This window comes from Acinetobacter sp. ANC 4648, assembly GCF_002135345.1.
Classification (GTDB): domain Bacteria; phylum Pseudomonadota; class Gammaproteobacteria; order Pseudomonadales; family Moraxellaceae; genus Acinetobacter.
In genome coordinates, this window is sequence record NZ_NEGI01000001.1 from 145,848 (window position 1) to 165,332 (window position 19,485).

Sequence of the window (19,485 nt, forward strand, 5' to 3'; positions counted from 1 at the left end):
CGCTATGCCAAAAATAAAACCAGCCAAAGTCATTCTAATCGTGGTCTGTATTGCCATTCTCGCTGCGCTTGCATGGACATTCTTAAAACCTAAAAATGAAAAACCACAATACATCACTACAGAAGTCATACGCGGTGATCTAGAAGATTCAGTCTTAGCCACAGGTGATTTAGAAGCCACCAAAATGGTCAGCGTCGGCGCACAGGTTTCCGGTCAAGTCAAAAAAATGTATGTCAAATTAGGCGATCAAGTTAAACAAGGTCAGCTGATTGCACAAATTGACTCAGTTCGTCAGCACAATGATTTAAAAACGGCTGAAGCCAGCATTAAAAACCAACAAGCACAATTGGCAGTCAAACAAGCCAATTTAGCCAAATTTGAAGCAGAATATACGCGCCAAAAAGCGATGTATGCACAAGATGCGACCTCAAAAGCAGAGCTAGAATCTGCCTTAGCAAGTTATAAAACGGCACAAGCTGATATTGCTGCAATTAATGCACAAATTGAACAATCTCGGTTAACGTTAGCAACCTCACAAGAAAATCTCGGTTATACCCAAATTGTGGCCCCGATTGATGGAACTGTGGTTGCGATTGTGACTGAAGAAGGTCAAACCGTGAATGCCAATCAAAGTGCACCCACCATCGTAAAATTAGCTAAATTAGATACGATGACTGTCAAAGCACAAATTTCTGAAGCAGATGTGATGAAAGTTCAGGAAGGACAAAAGGTTTATTTTACGACTTTAGGCGATAGCGAGAAAAAACGTTATGCAGCTTTACGCCAAGTCGAACCTGCACCTGATTCTATTAATAGTGAAACTGATAATAACTCATCTTCATCGAGTACAGCGGTTTACTACAATGCTTTATTTGATATCCCGAATGAAGATGGCAAATTACGTATTGATATGACAGCTCAGGTTTATATTATTCTAGCTGAAGCTAAAAATGTGCTAACCATTCCTTCCTCAGCTTTACAGAAATCAAATCGTCCAAAACGTGGCAACAGTAATACAGCAACAGCTGCGGGTCAAAATTCAGGAAAAAATCAATCTGCTGAAAGCAACTCACAGCATAAAGACAGCAAAGATGCGACTCAAAACAGCGATCGTCCACAACGCCTTGAACTGACTGCGGATGAAAAAGCCTTAATTGATCAAGGTAAAGCTTCTCTCGCTATTGTGCGTGTCTTACCTGAAGATGGCACACCATTACGTAAACAAGTGCTTATTGGACTAAATAACCGCGTTACAGCACAAGTACTCCGTGGTTTAACCCAAGGTGAACAAGTCATCATTGCTGATGCTTCTGATACATCGAATGATTCTGCAAAACGTAGCAATAAAAATAGCGCAATGAGATTCTAAGCATGGATCAGAATACACAACCTCTACTTGAGGTCAACCAGCTCATTCGTGAATTTCCTGCTGGTGAGTCGACCATTCAAATTTTAAAAAGCATTAATTTAAAAATTTATGCAGGCGAACTGGTGGCTATTGTCGGGCAATCTGGTTCTGGTAAATCCACCTTAATGAATATTTTGGGATGCTTAGATAAACCCACTTCAGGTAGTTATAAGGTAAATGGTCGGGAAACTGGTCAACTTGAACCCGATGAACTTGCCCAATTGCGCCGTGAATATTTTGGTTTTATCTTTCAACGCTATCATTTATTAGGTGATTTAACTGCAGCAGGTAACGTCGAAGTCCCTGCAATTTATGCTGGTGTTGATCGAACGGTGCGCCAACAACGCTCACATGAAATATTGGCTGAACTCGGTTTAGCTGAAAAAACCCAAAATCGCCCTAGTCAGCTTTCAGGCGGTCAACAACAGCGTGTCTCGATTGCTCGTGCCTTAATGAATGGGGGTGATGTAATTCTTGCTGATGAGCCAACAGGTGCATTAGATAAGAATAGTGGTGTAGAAGTGATGCGTATTTTACGCGAACTAAATGCAAAAGGTCACACCATCATCCTAGTTACCCATGATATGAATGTCGCCAAAAATGCGACTCGTATTATTGAAATCAGTGATGGGAATATTATTGCAGATAAGCAAAATATTCCTGAAACCGATCCGATTATCGATATTGGCTTAGACACTGATCACAATACCAAGCAAAAAAAATCCTCAGCATGGCGTGCAGCATTAGATCGTTTTAGCGAAGCATTTCATATGGCATTGTTAGCCATGAATGCACATCGCATGCGTACTTTTTTGACTATGCTTGGCATTATTATTGGTATCGCTTCAGTGGTCTCGGTGGTTGCCCTTGGGAAAGGTTCGCAAAAACAAATTCTTGAAAATATTAGCAGTCTTGGTACCAATACCATTACCGTATTTCAAGGCCGTGGTTTTGGTGATAATTCTAAAACAGCACAAGTTAAAACATTGGTTCCGGCAGATGCTGAAGCACTTGCGGATCAACCTTATGTAGAAAGTGTCAGCCCCTCAGTCAGCTCGGGTGTCACTGGTCGTTATAAAGATACTGAAGCATCCATTAACGTCAATGGTGTGGGGGAAGACTTTTTCCACGTCAAAGGCTTAACTTTTGAGTCAGGTCAAGCTTTTGATAAGCAGAGTGTGTTGCAACGCGCTCAAGATGTTGTGATTGATTCCAACACCAAAAATACCTTTTTTGCTGATGGCACAGATCCTTTAGGTAAAGTCATTTTATTAGGCAGTGTCCCCAGTCGTATTATTGGTGTGACTGATGCCCAGAAAGGCATGATGAGTAATTCTGATAGCCTGAACGTATATTTGCCCTACTCGACTGTCATGAGTCGTATGTTAGGCCAAGCCAATGTTCGGAATATTATTGTCCGAGTCAAAGACGAATACCCAAGTTCTGCCGCTGAAAATGCCATTTTGGCACTGCTTGAACAACGGCATGGTGCACAAGATGTATTTACTCAAAACTCTGACAGCATTCGTGAAACCATTGAACAAACCACTGCAACGATGACCCTCTTGGTTTCGGCTATTGCCGTGATTTCTTTGATTGTGGGTGGTATCGGTGTAATGAACATCATGCTGGTTTCTGTGACGGAACGAACTCAAGAAATTGGGGTACGAATGGCTGTTGGTGCTCGTCAAAGCGATATCCTGCAACAATTCCTCATTGAAGCGATTTTAGTATGTATCTTCGGTGGTCTGCTAGGGGTTCTACTTTCTCTGGGAATTGGGCAAATTATTGGTCACTTCGCCAAAGGCACCTTCCAAATGGCTTATTCAAGTACTTCAATCATTGCTGCATTTGTATGTTCAACCTTAATTGGTGTGGTATTCGGATTCATCCCTGCACGAAATGCAGCACAACTTGACCCTGTCGATGCGTTATCACGAGAATAAGGAATTTATATGCGATTATATTTAAGCAAACTTACAAGTGCCTTGATTCTCAGCAGCTCATTGGTCGGTTGTGCCGCTGTGGTCAAAACCCCTTATCAGACACCAGCTATCGAAATTCCGACTAATTTTGCCTATCATAAAATCAACAACACACAAATTCAGGCCGATCTCTATGCCGATCAATGGTGGACATTGTTTGATGATACACAGCTAAATCAATTGGTAAATCAAGTTATCGCTAGTAATACAGATTTAGCTGTTGCTGGAATTAACTTACAGCAGGCTCGTTTAAGAGCTGGTCTCTCACAAGACAAACAAGGCATTCGAGTCAACTCTGGTGTTTCAGCTGGACATAATTTTGACGTACACTCAGGTAATGACTCATCTAAAGGAGTCTCTCTCAATGCGGGTGTTAGTTATGAAGTCGATTTATTTGGTAAATTGGCTCGACAAACTGAAGCTAACCGCTGGGAAGCCTTAGCGACTGAGCAGGATTTACAAGCCACGGGGCAAAGCCTGATCGCAACAACGGCCAATCTGTATTGGCAATTGGGGTATTTAAATGAACGCTATAGTACAGCTCAGCAAAGTTTAGCGACCACACAAAAACTGTATGAATTGGTACGCACTCAATATCGCGCAGGAGCAGTTTCAGGTTTAGATTTAACGCAGGCGGAACAATCTGTACAAAGTCAAAAAGCCAGTTTAAGTCAAATTGATCAACAACGTGTCGAAGCACGTACTGCTTTGGCCGTGTTATTACAACTTCCTGTACAGCAATTGAGTATTCAAGAACCACAAGCTCTTCCTCGTATTCGCCTACCAAATATTGCAGCAGGTTTACCCGCAGATTTACTCTCTCGTCGTCCTGATTTACGTGCTGCGGAGTTACGATTACGTGAATCTCTGGCCAATAAAGATGCTACCAAAGCCAGCTATTACCCTTCAATTAACTTAACTGGTAATTTAGGTTCCAGTAGTAATTCTTTAACTCAATTGTTACAAAATCCAGTCCTTTCTTTAGGCGCAAGTTTAAGTCTGCCATTTCTGCAGTATAATGATATGAAAAAAGACATTAAGATTAGTGATTTAGATTATGAAAAAAGCATTATTCAATATCGTCAAACGCTCTATCAAGCTTTTGCAGATACAGAAAATGCACTTTCAAACAGAACTGAATTAGATAAACAAGTGGCTTTGCAACAACGCAATTTAGAGCTTGCCGAAAAGACGGAGCAACTCACTCAGGTTCGTTATAAAAATGGAGCCATTGCCTTAAAAAATCTCTTAGATGCGCAAGAGACCACTCGGAATGCACGTTTAAGCTTAGTACAAACCAAGCAAAGCCAATACAATGCCTATGTCACATTAATGCAAGCCTTAGGCGGTAGCCCAATCAAGCAACTACCATAAAGCTTGGATTAATTTAAGCGAAAATTTTTAAATTTATTCCATAAAAAAAGAGCCAATTAAAAGGCTCTTTTTTTATATTTATTTTGCTTCGGGTTTATCTTCTACAGCTTTGACACGAATACCATGCCCATGCAGACGCAATGTATTTAAGCCTTTAATCGCTTTCACTGCTTCACGGCCATTTGGCATGTCTACAAATGCAAACCCTTTCGATTTACCTGTTGCAGCATCTAAAATTACGGTACATGACTTCACTGTACCGTATGCTTTGAACAATTCGAGTAACTCTGCTTCAGTGACTGTACGCTCTAAACTGCGAACTAAAATTTTCATCTTACAACCTTAAAATATAAAATAGACAATAAACATCAAAAAGCACTCGCCTACTCTACTTTTTGAATGAAAACACAAGATAGCTCTAGTTTAATCGAGATCGATACCAAAATCTAAATTAATCGACTGACGCTCAATTAAAGCGCTTTTTACCGTCTGTTGACGTGGTTTGTAATGGGTTTCAGAGGTACATAAATTGCGAGTCAGACCATTCAGGAAATAGCTTTCTATGCTTCGCCCTTGATCGTCAACTTGATCTTTGGCCCACAAATTTAAATTTTGTTTGGTCAGGATTAATTCATTCTTCGCACGAGTTAAAGCGACATACAACACCCGACGCTCTTCTTCGACTTCATCAAAATTACCTTGTGCACGTGCATGTGGATACTGCCCAGCTGAAACATTAGCCACATAACAAACTTTTTGCTCAGTGCCTTTGGCCGAGTGAATCGTGATGAGCGTAACTACATCATCTTGAGCTTGACGCTCAATTTCACTAATTGAGACAGGATCAAGCACATATTCTTCTAAAAACTCACCGAGTTGTTGATGCTTGGCCGCCAACTGTTTGACTAAATCAAAATCACCGACCCGTTTTGACCATTCTTTTTTGGCATAATTTTCTTCAAGCTGCGTCAATAATGCTTCAACACCCAATTTCACACAAGCTGCCACTTCATGTTTGAGTACACTCATTTGCTTCATGATTAACAGTGTATTTTCAGGAATTCGACCAAATTTTTCCAGTTTTTCAAGCATCCGATCTAGATCAGGTTCACCCAATAATTGATGTGATAATTTACTGGCACTGACATCACCCACACCATTCCAGAGCGTTAAAAAACGCATCCAAGCAATATCATCCAATGGATTGGCAATAACACGGAGCAAACTAAGTAAATCTTTCACATGCGCCGTTTCAAGGAGTTTCATACCGCCAATAAAACGATATGGCACATTGGCTTGAATAAAGGCGGCTTCAATATGTCGTGCCGCAAAACTGGAACGCACCAACACCATGTGTTCATGCCATGCCGCCCCTTGCAGAAAATGACGCTCTTTAATATCAATGGCAATCCATTTGGCTTCATCAAATTCATTCGGAAAAATATGCAAGCGTGGTTTGATGCCCTCACCACGATACGCTTCTAAATGTTTGTCGTATTTAATATCACTTTGGTCAAGCAACCAATTGGATAAATCTAAAATTTCTTGGGTAGAACGATAGTTTTTTTCTAATTTAAAAATCTGTGCCTCAGGAACACGCTCTTTAAAATGATGAATATTTTCAAAATCTGCACCACGGAAACCATAAATTGATTGCGCATCATCGCCTACACAGAATAAATGCGTTTTATCTTTTAAGGGGTCTAACAGCGCCCATTGTAAGGGGTTGGTATCCTGCATTTCATCCACCAGCATATGCTGACACAGCGATGCGACATAATCGACCAACCCTTCAGATTGTGCCAAAGCAGAAGCAACGACGGCCAGAATATCATCATAATCTAAGAAGCAACGGGCTTGTTTACGTGCCTCGTACTCTTTCATAATTTCTGCGATTTGATCTTTATGATCCAAAAATTCTGGTAGTTGTTTTTCTAAAGCCAGACTCAATTTTTGACGCGTATTACGTGCAAAAGAATAAAGATCACAGAGTTCTTTCGGCTTGGGTAAAGCATTTGGATTGTTCTTATCATCTTTACCGCGAATTAAGCGGAACATCATCAATTGATCATCACGATCAATAATCGAGAATTGTTCTAGACCAAATGCTTTCGGCACACGGCGTAGTAAGTACATACAAAAAGTATGAAAAGTTGAAGCACGTAAACCTTTAGCTTGATCACCTAAAGCCAATTCCACACGTGCTACAATTTCACTGGCTGAACGGCGGGTAAAAGTCAGAATTTGAATTTGGTTGGCTGGCACACCTTGATCAATCAGATAGGCGGCACGGGCAACGATGGTTTTGGTCTTGCCACAGCCTGCACCTGCAAGGACCAAACTATGTTTGGTTTGTGTGGTTGCCGCTTGCTTTTGTTGAGGGTTTAATTCATCAATTAGGCTGGCTAAACTCATAATCTCTCATCGGTTTGTGAATGAGGCGTAGTTTAGCAAAACTCTCTCATCAAAACTGAATTTCTCAATAACTAGATTTAATCTCCCTAATAATAGCCTTACAATCACAATGATCTGAAACATCAAGATGATATAGATACTACCGTTAAACAGAGGTTACAAAAATGTGACTTTTGCCCAAAAAATAGTTTTTATTCCTTATCATTCAAATGAAATCAATTAGATAAAAAACAACATTCAAATACAGTTAAAGTTAAATAGTGAAGGGAGTAACGTATTCTGACTCTAAAAATATAAAAGCCGTGCAATATTTTCACAGGTTCTTTCTAGATTTTTCTCACCATTTTTTAATGCTGTCTGCAAATCACATGCACCATCGACAATACCAAAAATTGCAGTAAAACCTTCCTCATACAACTCATCGATACCTTCACCAATATAACCTGCACAGCAAATCATTGGTTTCTTTAATCGCTGTGCAACTTGTGCAACACCAAACGGGGTTTTGCCAAACTTAGTCTGAAAATCAATTCCTCCTTCACCTGTAAAAACATAATCTGCTTGGGCAATTTTTTCAGTCAGTTTCGATTCTTCAATGATAATTTCAACCCCTGAACGAGTTTTTGCACCGGCAAAAACCATTAAACCAAAGCCTAAACCGCCAGCAGCGCCAGCACCTGCGATATTTTTCAGATCAACATTTAATTGCTGTTGGACTAAATCCGCAAAATGACAAAGGTTGTGATCCAATTGCAGAACCATGTCAGTGGTTGCGCCTTTTTGTGGCCCAAAAACATGAGATGCACCATTTATTCCACACAAAGGATTATTCACGTCACTCGCAATAATGATTTCTGTTTGTTTTAAACGGGCATCCAATCCTGAAAGATCCATCCTTTGAATCTGATTGAGTTGCCCACCACCTACAGCAACCTCACAACCATTCACATCATAAAACTTTGCACCTAAAGCCTGTGCCATACCTGCACCTGCATCATTAGTAACACTGCCCCCCAAGCCAATAATGATTTTATTTACACCTAAATCTAAGGCATGTTTAATCATTTCACCCGTACCTAAGGTTGAGGTGAATAATGGATTACGCTGTGTTTGGTCTATAAAATGAATTCCGTTGGCCATCGCCATTTCAATCACAGCCGTTTTTCCATCATCAATCAAAGCTAAATAAGCTTGAACTTTTTGTGATGCAAGCGGCCCTGTTACTTTAATGGTAATTTTTTGGCCTTGCCTTGCTATAAGTAGAGCATCGACTGTACCTTCACCACCATCTGCCATAGGTACATGAATAAACTGAGCATCCTTAAATACTTTTTCAATACCACGTTGCATTGCACGACAAGCCTGTTCAGCGCTCATACTTTCTTTAAAGGAATCTGGTGCAAGGACAAAAATTTTAGACATAAGACTTTAGACTTCTTCCATGAAAGGATGGAAACAGAAAGTGAATAATACTTAATAAAAAGGAGCGCAATCAATGCACTCCTAAGCTCTATCACGCTATCCAATAATTACGAGTCTGCTGAGCTAGGTGGAATTTTTTTGATTGCAGCAGCGAAAGTAAGATAATTCACACCTTGAAATAAGATATCAATCGCTAAAAATAAACCCAACACCCAAAACGGTGAATCAGGTGAGGCCAAAATAATCGCACCTGTTGCTAAAGTTAATACCCCAGAAAATAAAGTCCAGCCCCAACCAGAGATCGGTCGTAACATAAAAGCATTAATAATCCGAATAAATCCAGCGATGAGTAAGGCTATAGCCAATAAACTGGTTAAAACGATTGCAGTTTTAATCGGTGAGGTAAAGGCATAATAACCAGCGATCCAATATAAAACCCCAAACAGAGCCCAAAACCAACGATATCCACCATCAAAAATTTTAAATGCCGCTATTAAATGCAGTACCCCACCAATCATCATCAGTACACCAAATAGTGCCACTGCGGTAAGTGTAGCGACCCCAAGTGAAGCCAATAAAATAATGCCAAAAACCACCAATATTATGCCAATTAACAAATACCATTTCCGGTTTTCATGTAATTGATGACGGACTAAATCATTTCCCACAGTTCGCATATTCTTCTCTTCTATTGTTATTTAAGATAATTTTATTGTTAATCGAATAAAAGCATTTGTCTGTATAAAAACTGCATCAAAATCTATGTGGATAAGTATCGGCTTATCCACACCAATAAATCTGCTTATTTAACCCAGCCTATTTCCTGAGCAGTACTTCGACTAATCATAGTATCGCTTAGACTTTCTGGAGTTACGCTCTTTGAGGCACTTAATGGAAGATATCCACCCATAATTTCAGCACGTTGCTGAGGATAAAGTGGATTTTGTTCAGGATCTGCATAACCTAAAGGATAAATAGGTTGCCCCGTTTGAAAATCATATTTATCTTTTGCACCAAAAGTATGTAGCAACTCATGTACTAAAACGACATTATTTGAACCATTTTGTTTCCGAGATGCAAATAAATTGACAGTCCCAATTCTCCCCCGCTCTAAAGCCACAGAATGTTTAAGCCGTTTACTCTGCTGAGGATCATAGTAATTCAAATATAAAGTAACACTCGGAGATCCATCCCCACTTGCGTGCTGCTGCCAAGCATAGTAACGAAATTTTAAACTCCACCAAATATTATTAAGAACTGTGCTTTTTTCAGGCACTTTAGGTGGGATTTTTTTTAATTCTCGACCCAATTGAAAATAAAATTGAACGGGTTGGGCACGAAACTCTTTAGAGTGGACACTTAGGTAATGCTGTATGTCAGCTAAATCATCGATGGAAATTTGTTGAATATAGTGTTCAGTAGCTGACTGATGATCTGCATTAATTGGATGTAATAAAACCGTTATAGGTTTATTCCAATCCTGATTCATATCTCGCCATGCATTGACAGAAACAATCACCAAAATCAGTAATAAACACACAACTCGAATATTTTTCCACATCAAGATTACCCCCCAATTTGCATCTAATGCATTCACTTATTTAATTATCAACCACATACTTTTTATCTTTAGATAAGGTTGATGCTCATCAAATCCAAATTAAAGACCAATAAGCAAACTTATAAAAGTCGATGTATATTTATTTTTAATAATTCAACAGGCGGTCTTTTGACAAAATTATTCCAAACATATTCATAAAATTTTTTCTGCCCAGCGAAAACAACCTTTTCCAAAGCCTCATCTAAACTACACCAAATATATTCTGAATGTTCTTCATTGAGTGTTATTTTTTGATTGTCATCACAATACACAACAAATGCTGGAATCAACTCAATCACATTCAGCGTTGCTTCATAAAATTGCTCCAAATAATCTGCACTGTATAATTGCTGAACATCAATGACTGTTTCTTCATGAAATTCTCTGATAATAGCTTGCCATGCCGTTTCACCTGCTTCGACCTTTCCTGCGACATGACACCAAAAGCCCCCCTTATTCCTTTTCATTAGCAATATTTTTATTTCACCATTTATTTTAGATAACGCTACGCCTGAAACCACTACTGAGCGAATGGGAATCATATTTAATCCTTTAAACAAATATTGTCTGAATCTTTAAAATTAGAAATAAAAAATGCTAACCGAAGTTAGCATTTTGAAATTAACGAATCATTAAGCCTCGATCCATTTTCCATCTTGATAAATCAAAGACCATTTGGTCTGTTTACCTTCAGGCGTTTCAGAGCCAATATATTGCACTTGATTCTTACGACTAAATTTTACTAAAGTTGGATTTCCTTCAGGATCAGCGTCAGGTGCTTGCAAAATAAACTGGTATTTCGGATCAAGCTGCTCTGCAACTGAACGTAATTCGGCTACTTTGGGTGCACGAGTTTCACGCACTTTCGGGAACTTACTCGCTGCTAAGAATAAACCAGCTGCACCATCACGAAGTACAAAATAGTCATCATGTTTAGTTGAACGTAAATGTTCCATTTTAATTGGATCAACACGTGGTGGCGCTGGCTGACCACTTTTCAAAACTTTACGGGTGTTATCGCAGCTGGTACAGGCAAAATATGGACCAAAACGACCAGTTTTAAGCTGCATTTCGCCATCACATTTGTCACAAGGAATGCTTGGGCCATCATAACCTTTAATTTTAAACTCACCTTCTTCAAGTTCAAAACCAGCACAATCTGGATTGTTACCACAGACATGCAATTTTCGACCACCATCAATCACATAACTGTCCATTGCCGTTTCACAAATCGGGCAACGTTTTTTTGACATTAAGTCAGCAGTTTCTGCACTATCATCATCAGATAAAGCTGCAAGTGATTCAACAGGAGTTAAATTCAATGTTCCTTTACAACGCTCTTTGGGTGGCAAGTTATAGCCTGAACATCCTAAAAATACACCAGTAGTCCCCGTACGAATCTGCATTGGACGATCGCATTCTTTGCAATGTACCGATGCCACTTCTACAGGTTGATTACGGCGCATGCCATTTTCACCCTGAGCCGTGGTTAAACGTTTTTTAAAGTCACCATAGAAATTATCTAACAGCTCTTTCCAATTCCGTTCGCCATCTGCAACTTTGTCGAGCTGACCTTCGAGATCTGCGGTAAAAGCATAATTCATCAAATTATTGAAGTTTTCATCAAGACGATCTGTAACGATTTCGCCCATCTTCTCGGCAAAGAGACGACGATTATCCAGCTTGACATAACCACGATCTTGAATGGTCGAGATAATCGCAGCATAAGTCGAAGGACGACCAATGCCTTTTTTCTCTAATTCTTTTACCAATGATGCTTCAGTAAAGCGTGCTGGTGGTTTGGTAAAGTGTTGTGATGGATCTAATTTTTCAAGTTTGAGCACTTCACCTACTTTGACTGCAGGTAATAACACATCATCATCAGCTTTATTAGCACCACGGACTTTCGTGAAACCATCAAAAACCAAGGTACGACCTTTGGCTTTAAGTTCTACACCATTAGCATCCACTAAAATTGTCGATGATAAATATTCAGCAGGTGTCATCTGACAAGCTACAAATTGACGCCAAATAAGATCATAAAGACGTTGTGCATCACGATCTACACCAACAAGTTGATCACCTTTAAGTGCGACATTAGATGGACGAATCGCTTCATGCGCTTCTTGGGCACCTGCTTTATTACCATAACGAATCGGTTCAGCTGGTAAATATTTTTTACCAAACTCAGATTCAATATGATCACGCACCATACTAACTGCATCAGCACTGAGGAAGGTTGAATCCGTACGCATATACGTAATGAAACCCGCTTCATATAAGCGCTGCGCCATGGTCATAGTTTTCTTTACAGAAAAACCTAAACGCGTGCTTGCTGCCTGTTGCAAAGTTGAGGTGATATAAGGTGCGCTTGGATTAACTTTGGTTGGCTTATCTTCACGTACAGATACTTTATATTCAGCATCTTTTAGAATTTTCAATAAAGCATCAGTTTGTGCTTTATTTTGCAGTTTCAAGGTTTTACCACCTTGTTTTACTGCCTCTAAACGAATGTTATCCTTCGATGATTTAGTATCGGCAAAAACCTGCCAATATTCTTCAGGGACAAAGGCACGAATTTCACGTTCACGTTCTACTACAAGTTTGGTCGCGACAGACTGCACCCGACCTGCTGATAAACCACGGGCAATTTTTTCCCACAACAACGGAGAAATCATAAAGCCAACGATACGATCAAGAAAGCGACGAGCCTGTTGAGCATTGACTTTGTCTATATCTAAGCGAGATGGGTGCTTAAATGCTTCCTGAATAGCATTTTTAGTGATTTCGTTAAACACCACACGTTGATAACGTGATTCATCTCCACCAATCACTTCTTTTAAATGCCAAGCAATAGCTTCCCCTTCACGGTCCATATCCGTTGCGAGATAGATTTCATCAACTTGGGATGCCAGTTTTTTTAGTTCAGCAACCACATGCTCTTTGCCTGGTAGCACTTCATAGTGTGCTTTCCAGTCATGCTCTGGATCAACTCCCATACGATTAACCAACGCAGACTGAGCTTTTTCAGCCTTTTGTTCATCCGTTAATTTGGTTCGCGTTGCAGGTTTTTTTTCTGTACTTTTGCTTGAACCACCCGTCGGTAAGTCACGCACATGACCAACCGATGATTTGACAATATAATTCGAACCTAAGTATTTATTAATGGTTTTCGCTTTTGCAGGCGACTCCACAATCACTAAGGCACGTTTCTTCCCAGCATCAGGAGATTGTGCTGTGGGGGTGCTTTTGGATGTGGACCGAGGAGCATTCGCCATAATGAACCGTTTTTCCTAATTGATAAAAAATTAAATTTCAGCCAAAGAGTGTAAATATGCTTTCATATCTTCAAGCTGTGTTGCTCTCAGGTCTGATTCTTCATCCCAATAGAGTCCGACACAGTTAGCTTGCATATCAATAGCATAAATCCCTTTTAATGCAATGGGAAAATCTTTAAATTTCTCATCACCCTGAACAACTTGTAATGTTTGATTTTTAACTCTGGCACGCATTAATGGAAGACGAGCTGCTGGAAGCAATACGCTATAATAAGCCACCATACTGGCACGTTTTTCTGTTGCCATCGGTACGCCTGTCCAATCAGGTGCAACCACTACTCTTGGGTGTAAACCCATTTTTCGTGCTTTTTCTCGCATTAAACCTAAAGCTTTTTCTCTAGGACTGACCCGTAAGCCAAAAATTGAGCCCAACACAAAAATAATGATGATTACCGCAACCCAAGTACCTGTGTGTTCCATAGTTCACCTTTATATTCCTATATTAGAGTTGCATAAGCTGAATATAAAACGCAAGATCAAAATGCAGATTGATATGGAATAAGCTTTTTTCAAGCTTATTTTTCCGCAGAATCGATCGTAAAATCTCATTTTTATGATTCTGCTGCTTATAAAATTCGTTTTATATGAATAGATATCTTCAAAGCTTGACTCAGTAATTTGATCTTTTGCTTTTGAGAGAAAATTAAAAACCAATCACACATCCATTTTTTTAATAAAATTTAAACTATATCGGTTATTTAAGTGACTCTTATACGAAATTTATATGCATGTTTTATAGTATTGGTTAAATCATCTGAGTAGATCAATTTCAAGCGAATGATCCATAACCTGTAGAGTCGACTTCCTTGAAAAACGATACCCAAGCAAACGATAAAAACTCTATTGATCTCATTCCTACACTATATTTCACTTTACATAAAACTACATTTTTTCGTATGACCTCGCTTTATTTCAAACTCAAACTGCACTGAGCACCCATTTTATTAAAATTTTTATCATATATTGAGGCGTATCTCTTTAAACTGAAGCATATAAAGAGCTACTTTAAATGAATGTTTAATTTGGTTTTTAAATAGATTTATTTCTTCAATGTGAATAGCACTATTAACTGATATCTCTTGCGCATTGATACATAAAAAAGTCTCCAAGCAAAGATCACATAGAGACTGAACAGTAAAACTCTTTTGTCTAATTTAAAAACATTTCATGGCTATAAATCACCGCACGACCATTCCAAGAAATATAGCCTTTTTCAACCAACTCTTTAAGCAATGAACGGACATCAGATTTTGGAAACATTTGTTCCAATAAATCACGTAATTCATAAATATCTTTAGGTTTTTTAGACTTTAAAGCATCTAGTTTATGAATCACTTGAATTTGCATGGGATCGATTTTTTCAAAATTCTTAAAGAGTGCCTTTTGAATATTCTGCACAGAGTTTTGTTGCTCATCCTCCTGCACGACGACATGCGTATTGGATTTTAAGTTTTCTAAAAGCACATCAATACTCTCTAATTTAGACTCAGTTACCTGCTCATCTAAATTCAACTGTGTCCATTGTCTCAACACTTTTTTACGCACAAAGATTTGTTCTTCATCACGTTTAATAATTTTTAAATTAATCAACATTCCCACCAAATGTTGCGCATTCTCAGGAACAACTTGCAAAATATTGCCAATCGAATTTCTTAACTTTTCAATCGTATTCGGTTGACCTGTCATTTTCCCCAAAGCATCACAATATCGTTTCACCATTTGCAAATAAGGTTTTTCTTTAATGGTTGCAACACTTGGAGTTTTATACTTAGAATTTGTTCCCGTGCTTGCTGGTTGAATCAATACTAGACTACAGCTCAAGTCAGATGCGGACATCATTTGAATGAGCATCTCACTGCTTGGCATGGCCGAAATCACTTCAACATGTGCATCAGGTTCAACTAAAGCGATTAACTGACCAACAACAACTGCATATTCAAACTCTTTTTCTTTTGCCTTAGGGGTTTCCAAAACGACCACCTGCCCACTACTTACCCAACTCGCCAATTCAGTTAAGTCTTCCAGTGCATATTCAAACTTTCCGTCACAATTAAAAAAATATAACGTTGAATAATGCTTCACAATATCCTGCAATACTTTTGCTGTTGGCATATTATTTTCGAGATCGAGAAGAACGACTTTATTGAGCATGATAAAAAATTAGCAGTGAGTCGGAAAGTGAGCATTACAACGAGCTTTGTAAAAAAGGTCAAATAAAATCATAATTTTAATGTAAGTTTTCTGGTGATGATTACCATCGCCATTTGAAACAAAAAACGTCAATATGTCTCAGGGTTTTCCTCTCCCAAAGGGAGAGGTTGCTTGTACAAAAATTAATAATGTGGCGGGCGGTCGCTCATTGGATCAAAAGTAGCAATTCCATCGGATAAATCTGCAAACTCAAGACGTTGATACAAAAATTGAATTTGTTTCTTTAAATCAATAAGTTCGATATCTTGTCGAGCCACTTGCTCATTTAAATGCTCAACTAAATCATCTAAAAATGCAATTCGGACTTGCAAATCTTCTATGGGTGCGGAAAATGACGCCTGATCATTAAGATTTTTTTGTTTAGTCATTTTAAGTCCTCATCTTGGATTTCAGGAAACAGTATGGCCTATATTACGTTAAGGGATGTCCAACTCGCGTTTGGCGGACCCTCCCTGCTCGACGGCGCGAACTTCAATTTAGAGCGCGGTGAACGAGTTTGTTTGATTGGCCGTAACGGTGAAGGTAAGTCTACTTTACTCAAGCTGATTGAGGGAAGCTTACTGCCGGATCGTGGTGAAGTTTCTTTACAAAATGGTATTACCATTTCGATGTTGGCTCAAGACGTGCCAATGGACTCTGGTAAAGTCGCTGACATCGTCGCAGATGGTGCGGGTGAGGCAGCTACTGTACTCAGAGCTTATCACGAAGCAAGTGATGCGTGTGTATTGGGTGATATGGAAGCTTGTGACCGCATGGGCGAGCTACAGCACAAACTCGATCAAGTTGATGGTTGGGCTTTAGAAACTAAAGTCAACTCGATTCTGAGCAAAATGGGATTAGATCCTGATGCTGATTTAGCCGATTTATCTGGTGGTCGTAAACGTCGTGTACTATTAGCCCGTGCTTTACTGACACAGCCAGACGTGTTGTTACTGGATGAGCCAACCAACCATTTGGACGTTGAAAGTATTGAATGGTTAGAGAAATTCTTACTCGATCAAAACAACTTAACCCTGCTATTTATTTCACATGACCGTTCATTTGTAGATAGCATTGCAACCCGTATTGTTGAGCTGGATCGTGGCACATTGCGTAGCTACGATGGTAACTATTCACGTTACCTTGACCTTAAAGCACAGCAAATGGAAGCAGAAGAAAAGCAAAATGCGTTATTCGATAAAAAACTTGCTGAAGAAGAAGTTTGGATTCGCCAAGGTATTAAAGCACGTCGTACCCGTAATGAAGGTCGTGTTCGTGCACTGAAAGATTTACGTGAAGAATCAAAAGCACGTCGCTCACAACAAGGTAAAGTGAGTATGGCGACGCAAGATGCGAATCGCTCAGGTAAATTAGTCTTTGATATTGAAAATCTTAGCGTTGCTTTTGGCGACCAAGAACCGATTATCAAAGATTTCTCTGCATTGGTGCTTCGTGGCGACCGTATTGGTTTAGTCGGTGATAATGGCGTGGGTAAAACTACCCTAATCAAAGCCATTTTAGGCGAGCTAGAACATACGGGTACTGTAAAAACTGGTACACAACTCGAAGTGGCTTATTTTGATCAATTACGTGACGCACTTGATCTCGAAAAATCAGTTAAAGATAACATTTCTGAAGGTTCAGATTTCGTCGATGTAAATGGTGGTCGTCGTCATATTTACAGCTACTTACAAGACTTCTTATTCTCACCTGAACGTGCTCGCACTCCCGTAAAAGCGTTGTCTGGTGGTGAACGCAACCGTATTTTACTTGCAAAACTGTTACTTAAACCATCTAACTTAATCGTCATGGACGAACCAACCAACGACTTGGATATGGTGACCCTAGAGCTACTCGAAGAAATGCTAGGTAGCTATAAAGGTACATTACTTTTGATCTCGCATGACCGTGCCTTTATGGACAACGTTGTGACATCAACTTGGGTATTTGATGGTAAAGGTCATATTGATGAATACATTGGTGGATATCAGGACTATCTGGAACAACGTCCTGATCAAACTGCTGTTGGTCAAAAAAGTGATGTAAAAAAAGCCATTGCGAAAGCTGAAGCAGCTATGCCAAAAAAAGCAAAGTTGAGCTATAAAGATCAGCGTGCATTAGAACAATTGCCTGCCGAAATGGAAGCACTTGAAAAAGAGCAAGCTGAAATCAATGCGAAACTTGCAGATGGTTCATTGTTTGTATCTGATGCAGATACCGCAATGAAACTTTCAGCACGTTTAACTGAAATTGATGACCTTTTACTTGAAAAAATGGAACGCTGGGAAACTTTAGAAGAAATGACCAAAGGAAATTAATTCTATTTTTCCAAAAAAAACTCCGTATTCGTACGGAGTTTTTTTGGAAGGTATACATACAGCTTAAAACCGATGTAGATAATTTTATTCAATTCTTAAATGCTTTCCTAAGCATAAAAAGCTATTCTTTATTCTTAAAAATTCGTTTAAACAATTAATATCCTTACGACTATATCTTAATATATAACTCTTATTTCTTAACATTAGCACGCTTCTTTTCAACATAAAATCCATCATATGTTCATCGAAATAATCGAATATAAAACCATCAAATCTATCTAGGTTATTGCAGAATCTAACGATAAAATCTCAATTTGCAACAGGTAAAGTGATGGCTCTAAAACAATCACATTCCATAGACTAAAATTAGTGCATTTCACCACATTTCCTCCCAGAATGTGGTTTTTTATGTGGAATGCAGCTTACTTATGCCATAACTTTTCAGTAGGCAACATTAACCACAATGATAATTTCCGGAGCACTTTATCAAAAATATTATGTTGCAATATCCAACAACTTATTATAGAAAAAATTAAGCAGATTAAGATTTGAATACTGATATGAAAATTAAATTGCCAAAATCTAGTTATAAAAATAACGATAAAACCATGTAACAAATAAACCGCCAAGGTGTTGCGACCCAGCTGAATAAAGCGCTGCCCCATGCGCTGAGCCAGTGACAAAATTGCAAAGATCCCCAAGCTAGAAAGCAATAAGCATCCCATTCGAATCAATGTTCCGTCTAGATTACTGACTTGCAGCTGTGTATAACTCAAACTGCCATACAGCCAGAATTGATTGATTTGTGTCAAATCAACCACAGCAATGATTCCAAAAATGATGCATAGACCAATGATAGAACCAGATCTTCGTTGCTGGATGAATTGAATGATGGCTCTACCGTAACAACATCCAAGCATGAAAAAAGGAAAAAATACAAAAATCCGTCCAATCGAATATTGATAGTTGTTCCAAGGACTTAATCCAACACACAGCGCCATAGCTATCGCAATAATGACTGGAAATTTAGTTTTGATCAGAAAATGAGTCAGTAATGTCCACACCATCATCCCCATCAAATACCATAAAATCCAATAAGGTCTGACAAAGATATTCCAACTTAACTGAAATTTTCCAGTCCATAATGCCTCAAAAGCTGGAAATAAAATTTGAAATGGTAGATACAATGCAATAAAGAAAATAATATTTTTAAACCAATTTTTATCTTTATACAACAATCCTGAAATGAAGATAAATGCGGGCATATGCACAACATAAATCGTTGCTAAAAGCGTATGATTAATAGGGTTCTCCCATCCAATCATGCGTTCTAAAAAATGCCCAAAGACCACCAAGAAGATTAATACTGCTTTACTGGTGTCTAAATACGTATCTCGCATTTCCTACTATCCTTGGAAGATCTGAACCTATTTTA

Annotated in this window: 15 protein-coding genes; 4 read left to right on the forward strand and 11 right to left on the reverse strand. The window is 38.9% G+C overall.

The window, feature by feature from the left end; genetic code table 11:
- Positions 1-4 precede the first annotated feature (4 nt).
- Genes B9T27_RS00675 through B9T27_RS00685 form a run of 3 tightly spaced genes read left to right on the forward strand, consistent with a single transcriptional unit; the run spans position 5 to position 4,767 of the window.
- Entirely contained in the window at positions 5-1,369 is a 1,365-nt protein-coding gene (locus B9T27_RS00675) for an efflux RND transporter periplasmic adaptor subunit (protein ID WP_086204960.1), read from the forward strand.
- A 2-nt stretch (positions 1,370-1,371) separates the two neighbouring features.
- Positions 1,372-3,354 (forward strand): MacB family efflux pump subunit, encoded by a 1,983-nt coding sequence (locus B9T27_RS00680; RefSeq protein WP_086204961.1) that lies wholly within the window; start codon positions 1,372-1,374, stop codon positions 3,352-3,354.
- A 9-nt stretch (positions 3,355-3,363) separates the two neighbouring features.
- Positions 3,364-4,767 (forward strand): efflux transporter outer membrane subunit, encoded by a 1,404-nt coding sequence (locus tag B9T27_RS00685; protein ID WP_086204962.1) that lies wholly within the window; start codon positions 3,364-3,366, stop codon positions 4,765-4,767.
- Between the two features lie 78 nt (positions 4,768-4,845).
- Here the strand turns inward: B9T27_RS00685 and B9T27_RS00690 are convergent, their stop codons facing one another.
- From B9T27_RS00690 to B9T27_RS00735, 10 genes are all read right to left on the reverse strand, one after another.
- The gene (locus B9T27_RS00690) at positions 4,846-5,100 is read right to left on the reverse strand and encodes an RNA recognition motif domain-containing protein (protein WP_086204963.1); all 255 of its coding nucleotides are present in this window, start codon (positions 5,098-5,100) and stop codon (positions 4,846-4,848) included.
- 90 nt (positions 5,101-5,190) lie between these two features.
- Entirely contained in the window at positions 5,191-7,182 is a 1,992-nt protein-coding gene (locus tag B9T27_RS00695) for an ATP-dependent helicase (protein ID WP_086204964.1), read from the reverse strand.
- 285 nt (positions 7,183-7,467) lie between these two features.
- Positions 7,468-8,604: a glycerate kinase gene (locus B9T27_RS00700; protein ID WP_086204965.1), complete on the reverse strand. Its 1,137-nt coding sequence runs from the start codon at positions 8,602-8,604 to the stop codon at positions 7,468-7,470.
- Between the two features lie 107 nt (positions 8,605-8,711).
- A complete protein-coding gene (locus B9T27_RS00705) occupies positions 8,712-9,281 on the reverse strand; it encodes an HdeD family acid-resistance protein (protein WP_086204966.1) in 570 nt (189 codons plus the stop codon).
- Positions 9,282-9,406: 125 nt separating this feature from the next.
- Positions 9,407-10,165 carry a hypothetical protein gene (locus tag B9T27_RS00710; RefSeq protein WP_086205395.1) on the reverse strand — a complete coding sequence of 253 codons (759 nt, stop codon included), beginning with the start codon at positions 10,163-10,165 and terminating at the stop codon, positions 9,407-9,409.
- A gap of 119 nt (positions 10,166-10,284) precedes the next feature.
- Complete coding sequence (locus B9T27_RS00715; protein WP_086204967.1) at positions 10,285-10,746, reverse strand: NUDIX hydrolase; 462 nt, start codon at positions 10,744-10,746, stop codon at positions 10,285-10,287.
- Between the two features lie 90 nt (positions 10,747-10,836).
- Positions 10,837-13,482: a type I DNA topoisomerase gene (topA, locus tag B9T27_RS00720; protein ID WP_086204968.1), complete on the reverse strand. Its 2,646-nt coding sequence runs from the start codon at positions 13,480-13,482 to the stop codon at positions 10,837-10,839.
- A gap of 30 nt (positions 13,483-13,512) precedes the next feature.
- On the reverse strand, positions 13,513-13,962 hold the full coding sequence (locus B9T27_RS00725) for an ammonium transporter (RefSeq protein WP_086204969.1): 450 nt from the start codon (positions 13,960-13,962) through the stop codon (positions 13,513-13,515).
- Positions 13,963-14,691: 729 nt separating this feature from the next.
- Complete coding sequence (locus tag B9T27_RS00730) at positions 14,692-15,693, reverse strand: hypothetical protein (protein WP_086204970.1); 1,002 nt, start codon at positions 15,691-15,693, stop codon at positions 14,692-14,694.
- A gap of 182 nt (positions 15,694-15,875) precedes the next feature.
- Positions 15,876-16,121: a SlyX family protein gene (locus B9T27_RS00735; RefSeq protein WP_086204971.1), complete on the reverse strand. Its 246-nt coding sequence runs from the start codon at positions 16,119-16,121 to the stop codon at positions 15,876-15,878.
- 33 nt (positions 16,122-16,154) lie between these two features.
- Between B9T27_RS00735 and B9T27_RS00740 the strand changes: the two genes are divergently transcribed.
- Positions 16,155-18,050 carry an ATP-binding cassette domain-containing protein gene (locus B9T27_RS00740; protein ID WP_086204972.1) on the forward strand — a complete coding sequence of 632 codons (1,896 nt, stop codon included), beginning with the start codon at positions 16,155-16,157 and terminating at the stop codon, positions 18,048-18,050.
- 422 nt (positions 18,051-18,472) lie between these two features.
- Here B9T27_RS00740 and B9T27_RS00745 read toward each other — a convergent pair whose 3' ends face one another.
- Entirely contained in the window at positions 18,473-19,450 is a 978-nt protein-coding gene (locus tag B9T27_RS00745; protein WP_086204973.1) for an acyltransferase family protein, read from the reverse strand.
- Positions 19,451-19,485 lie beyond the last annotated feature (35 nt).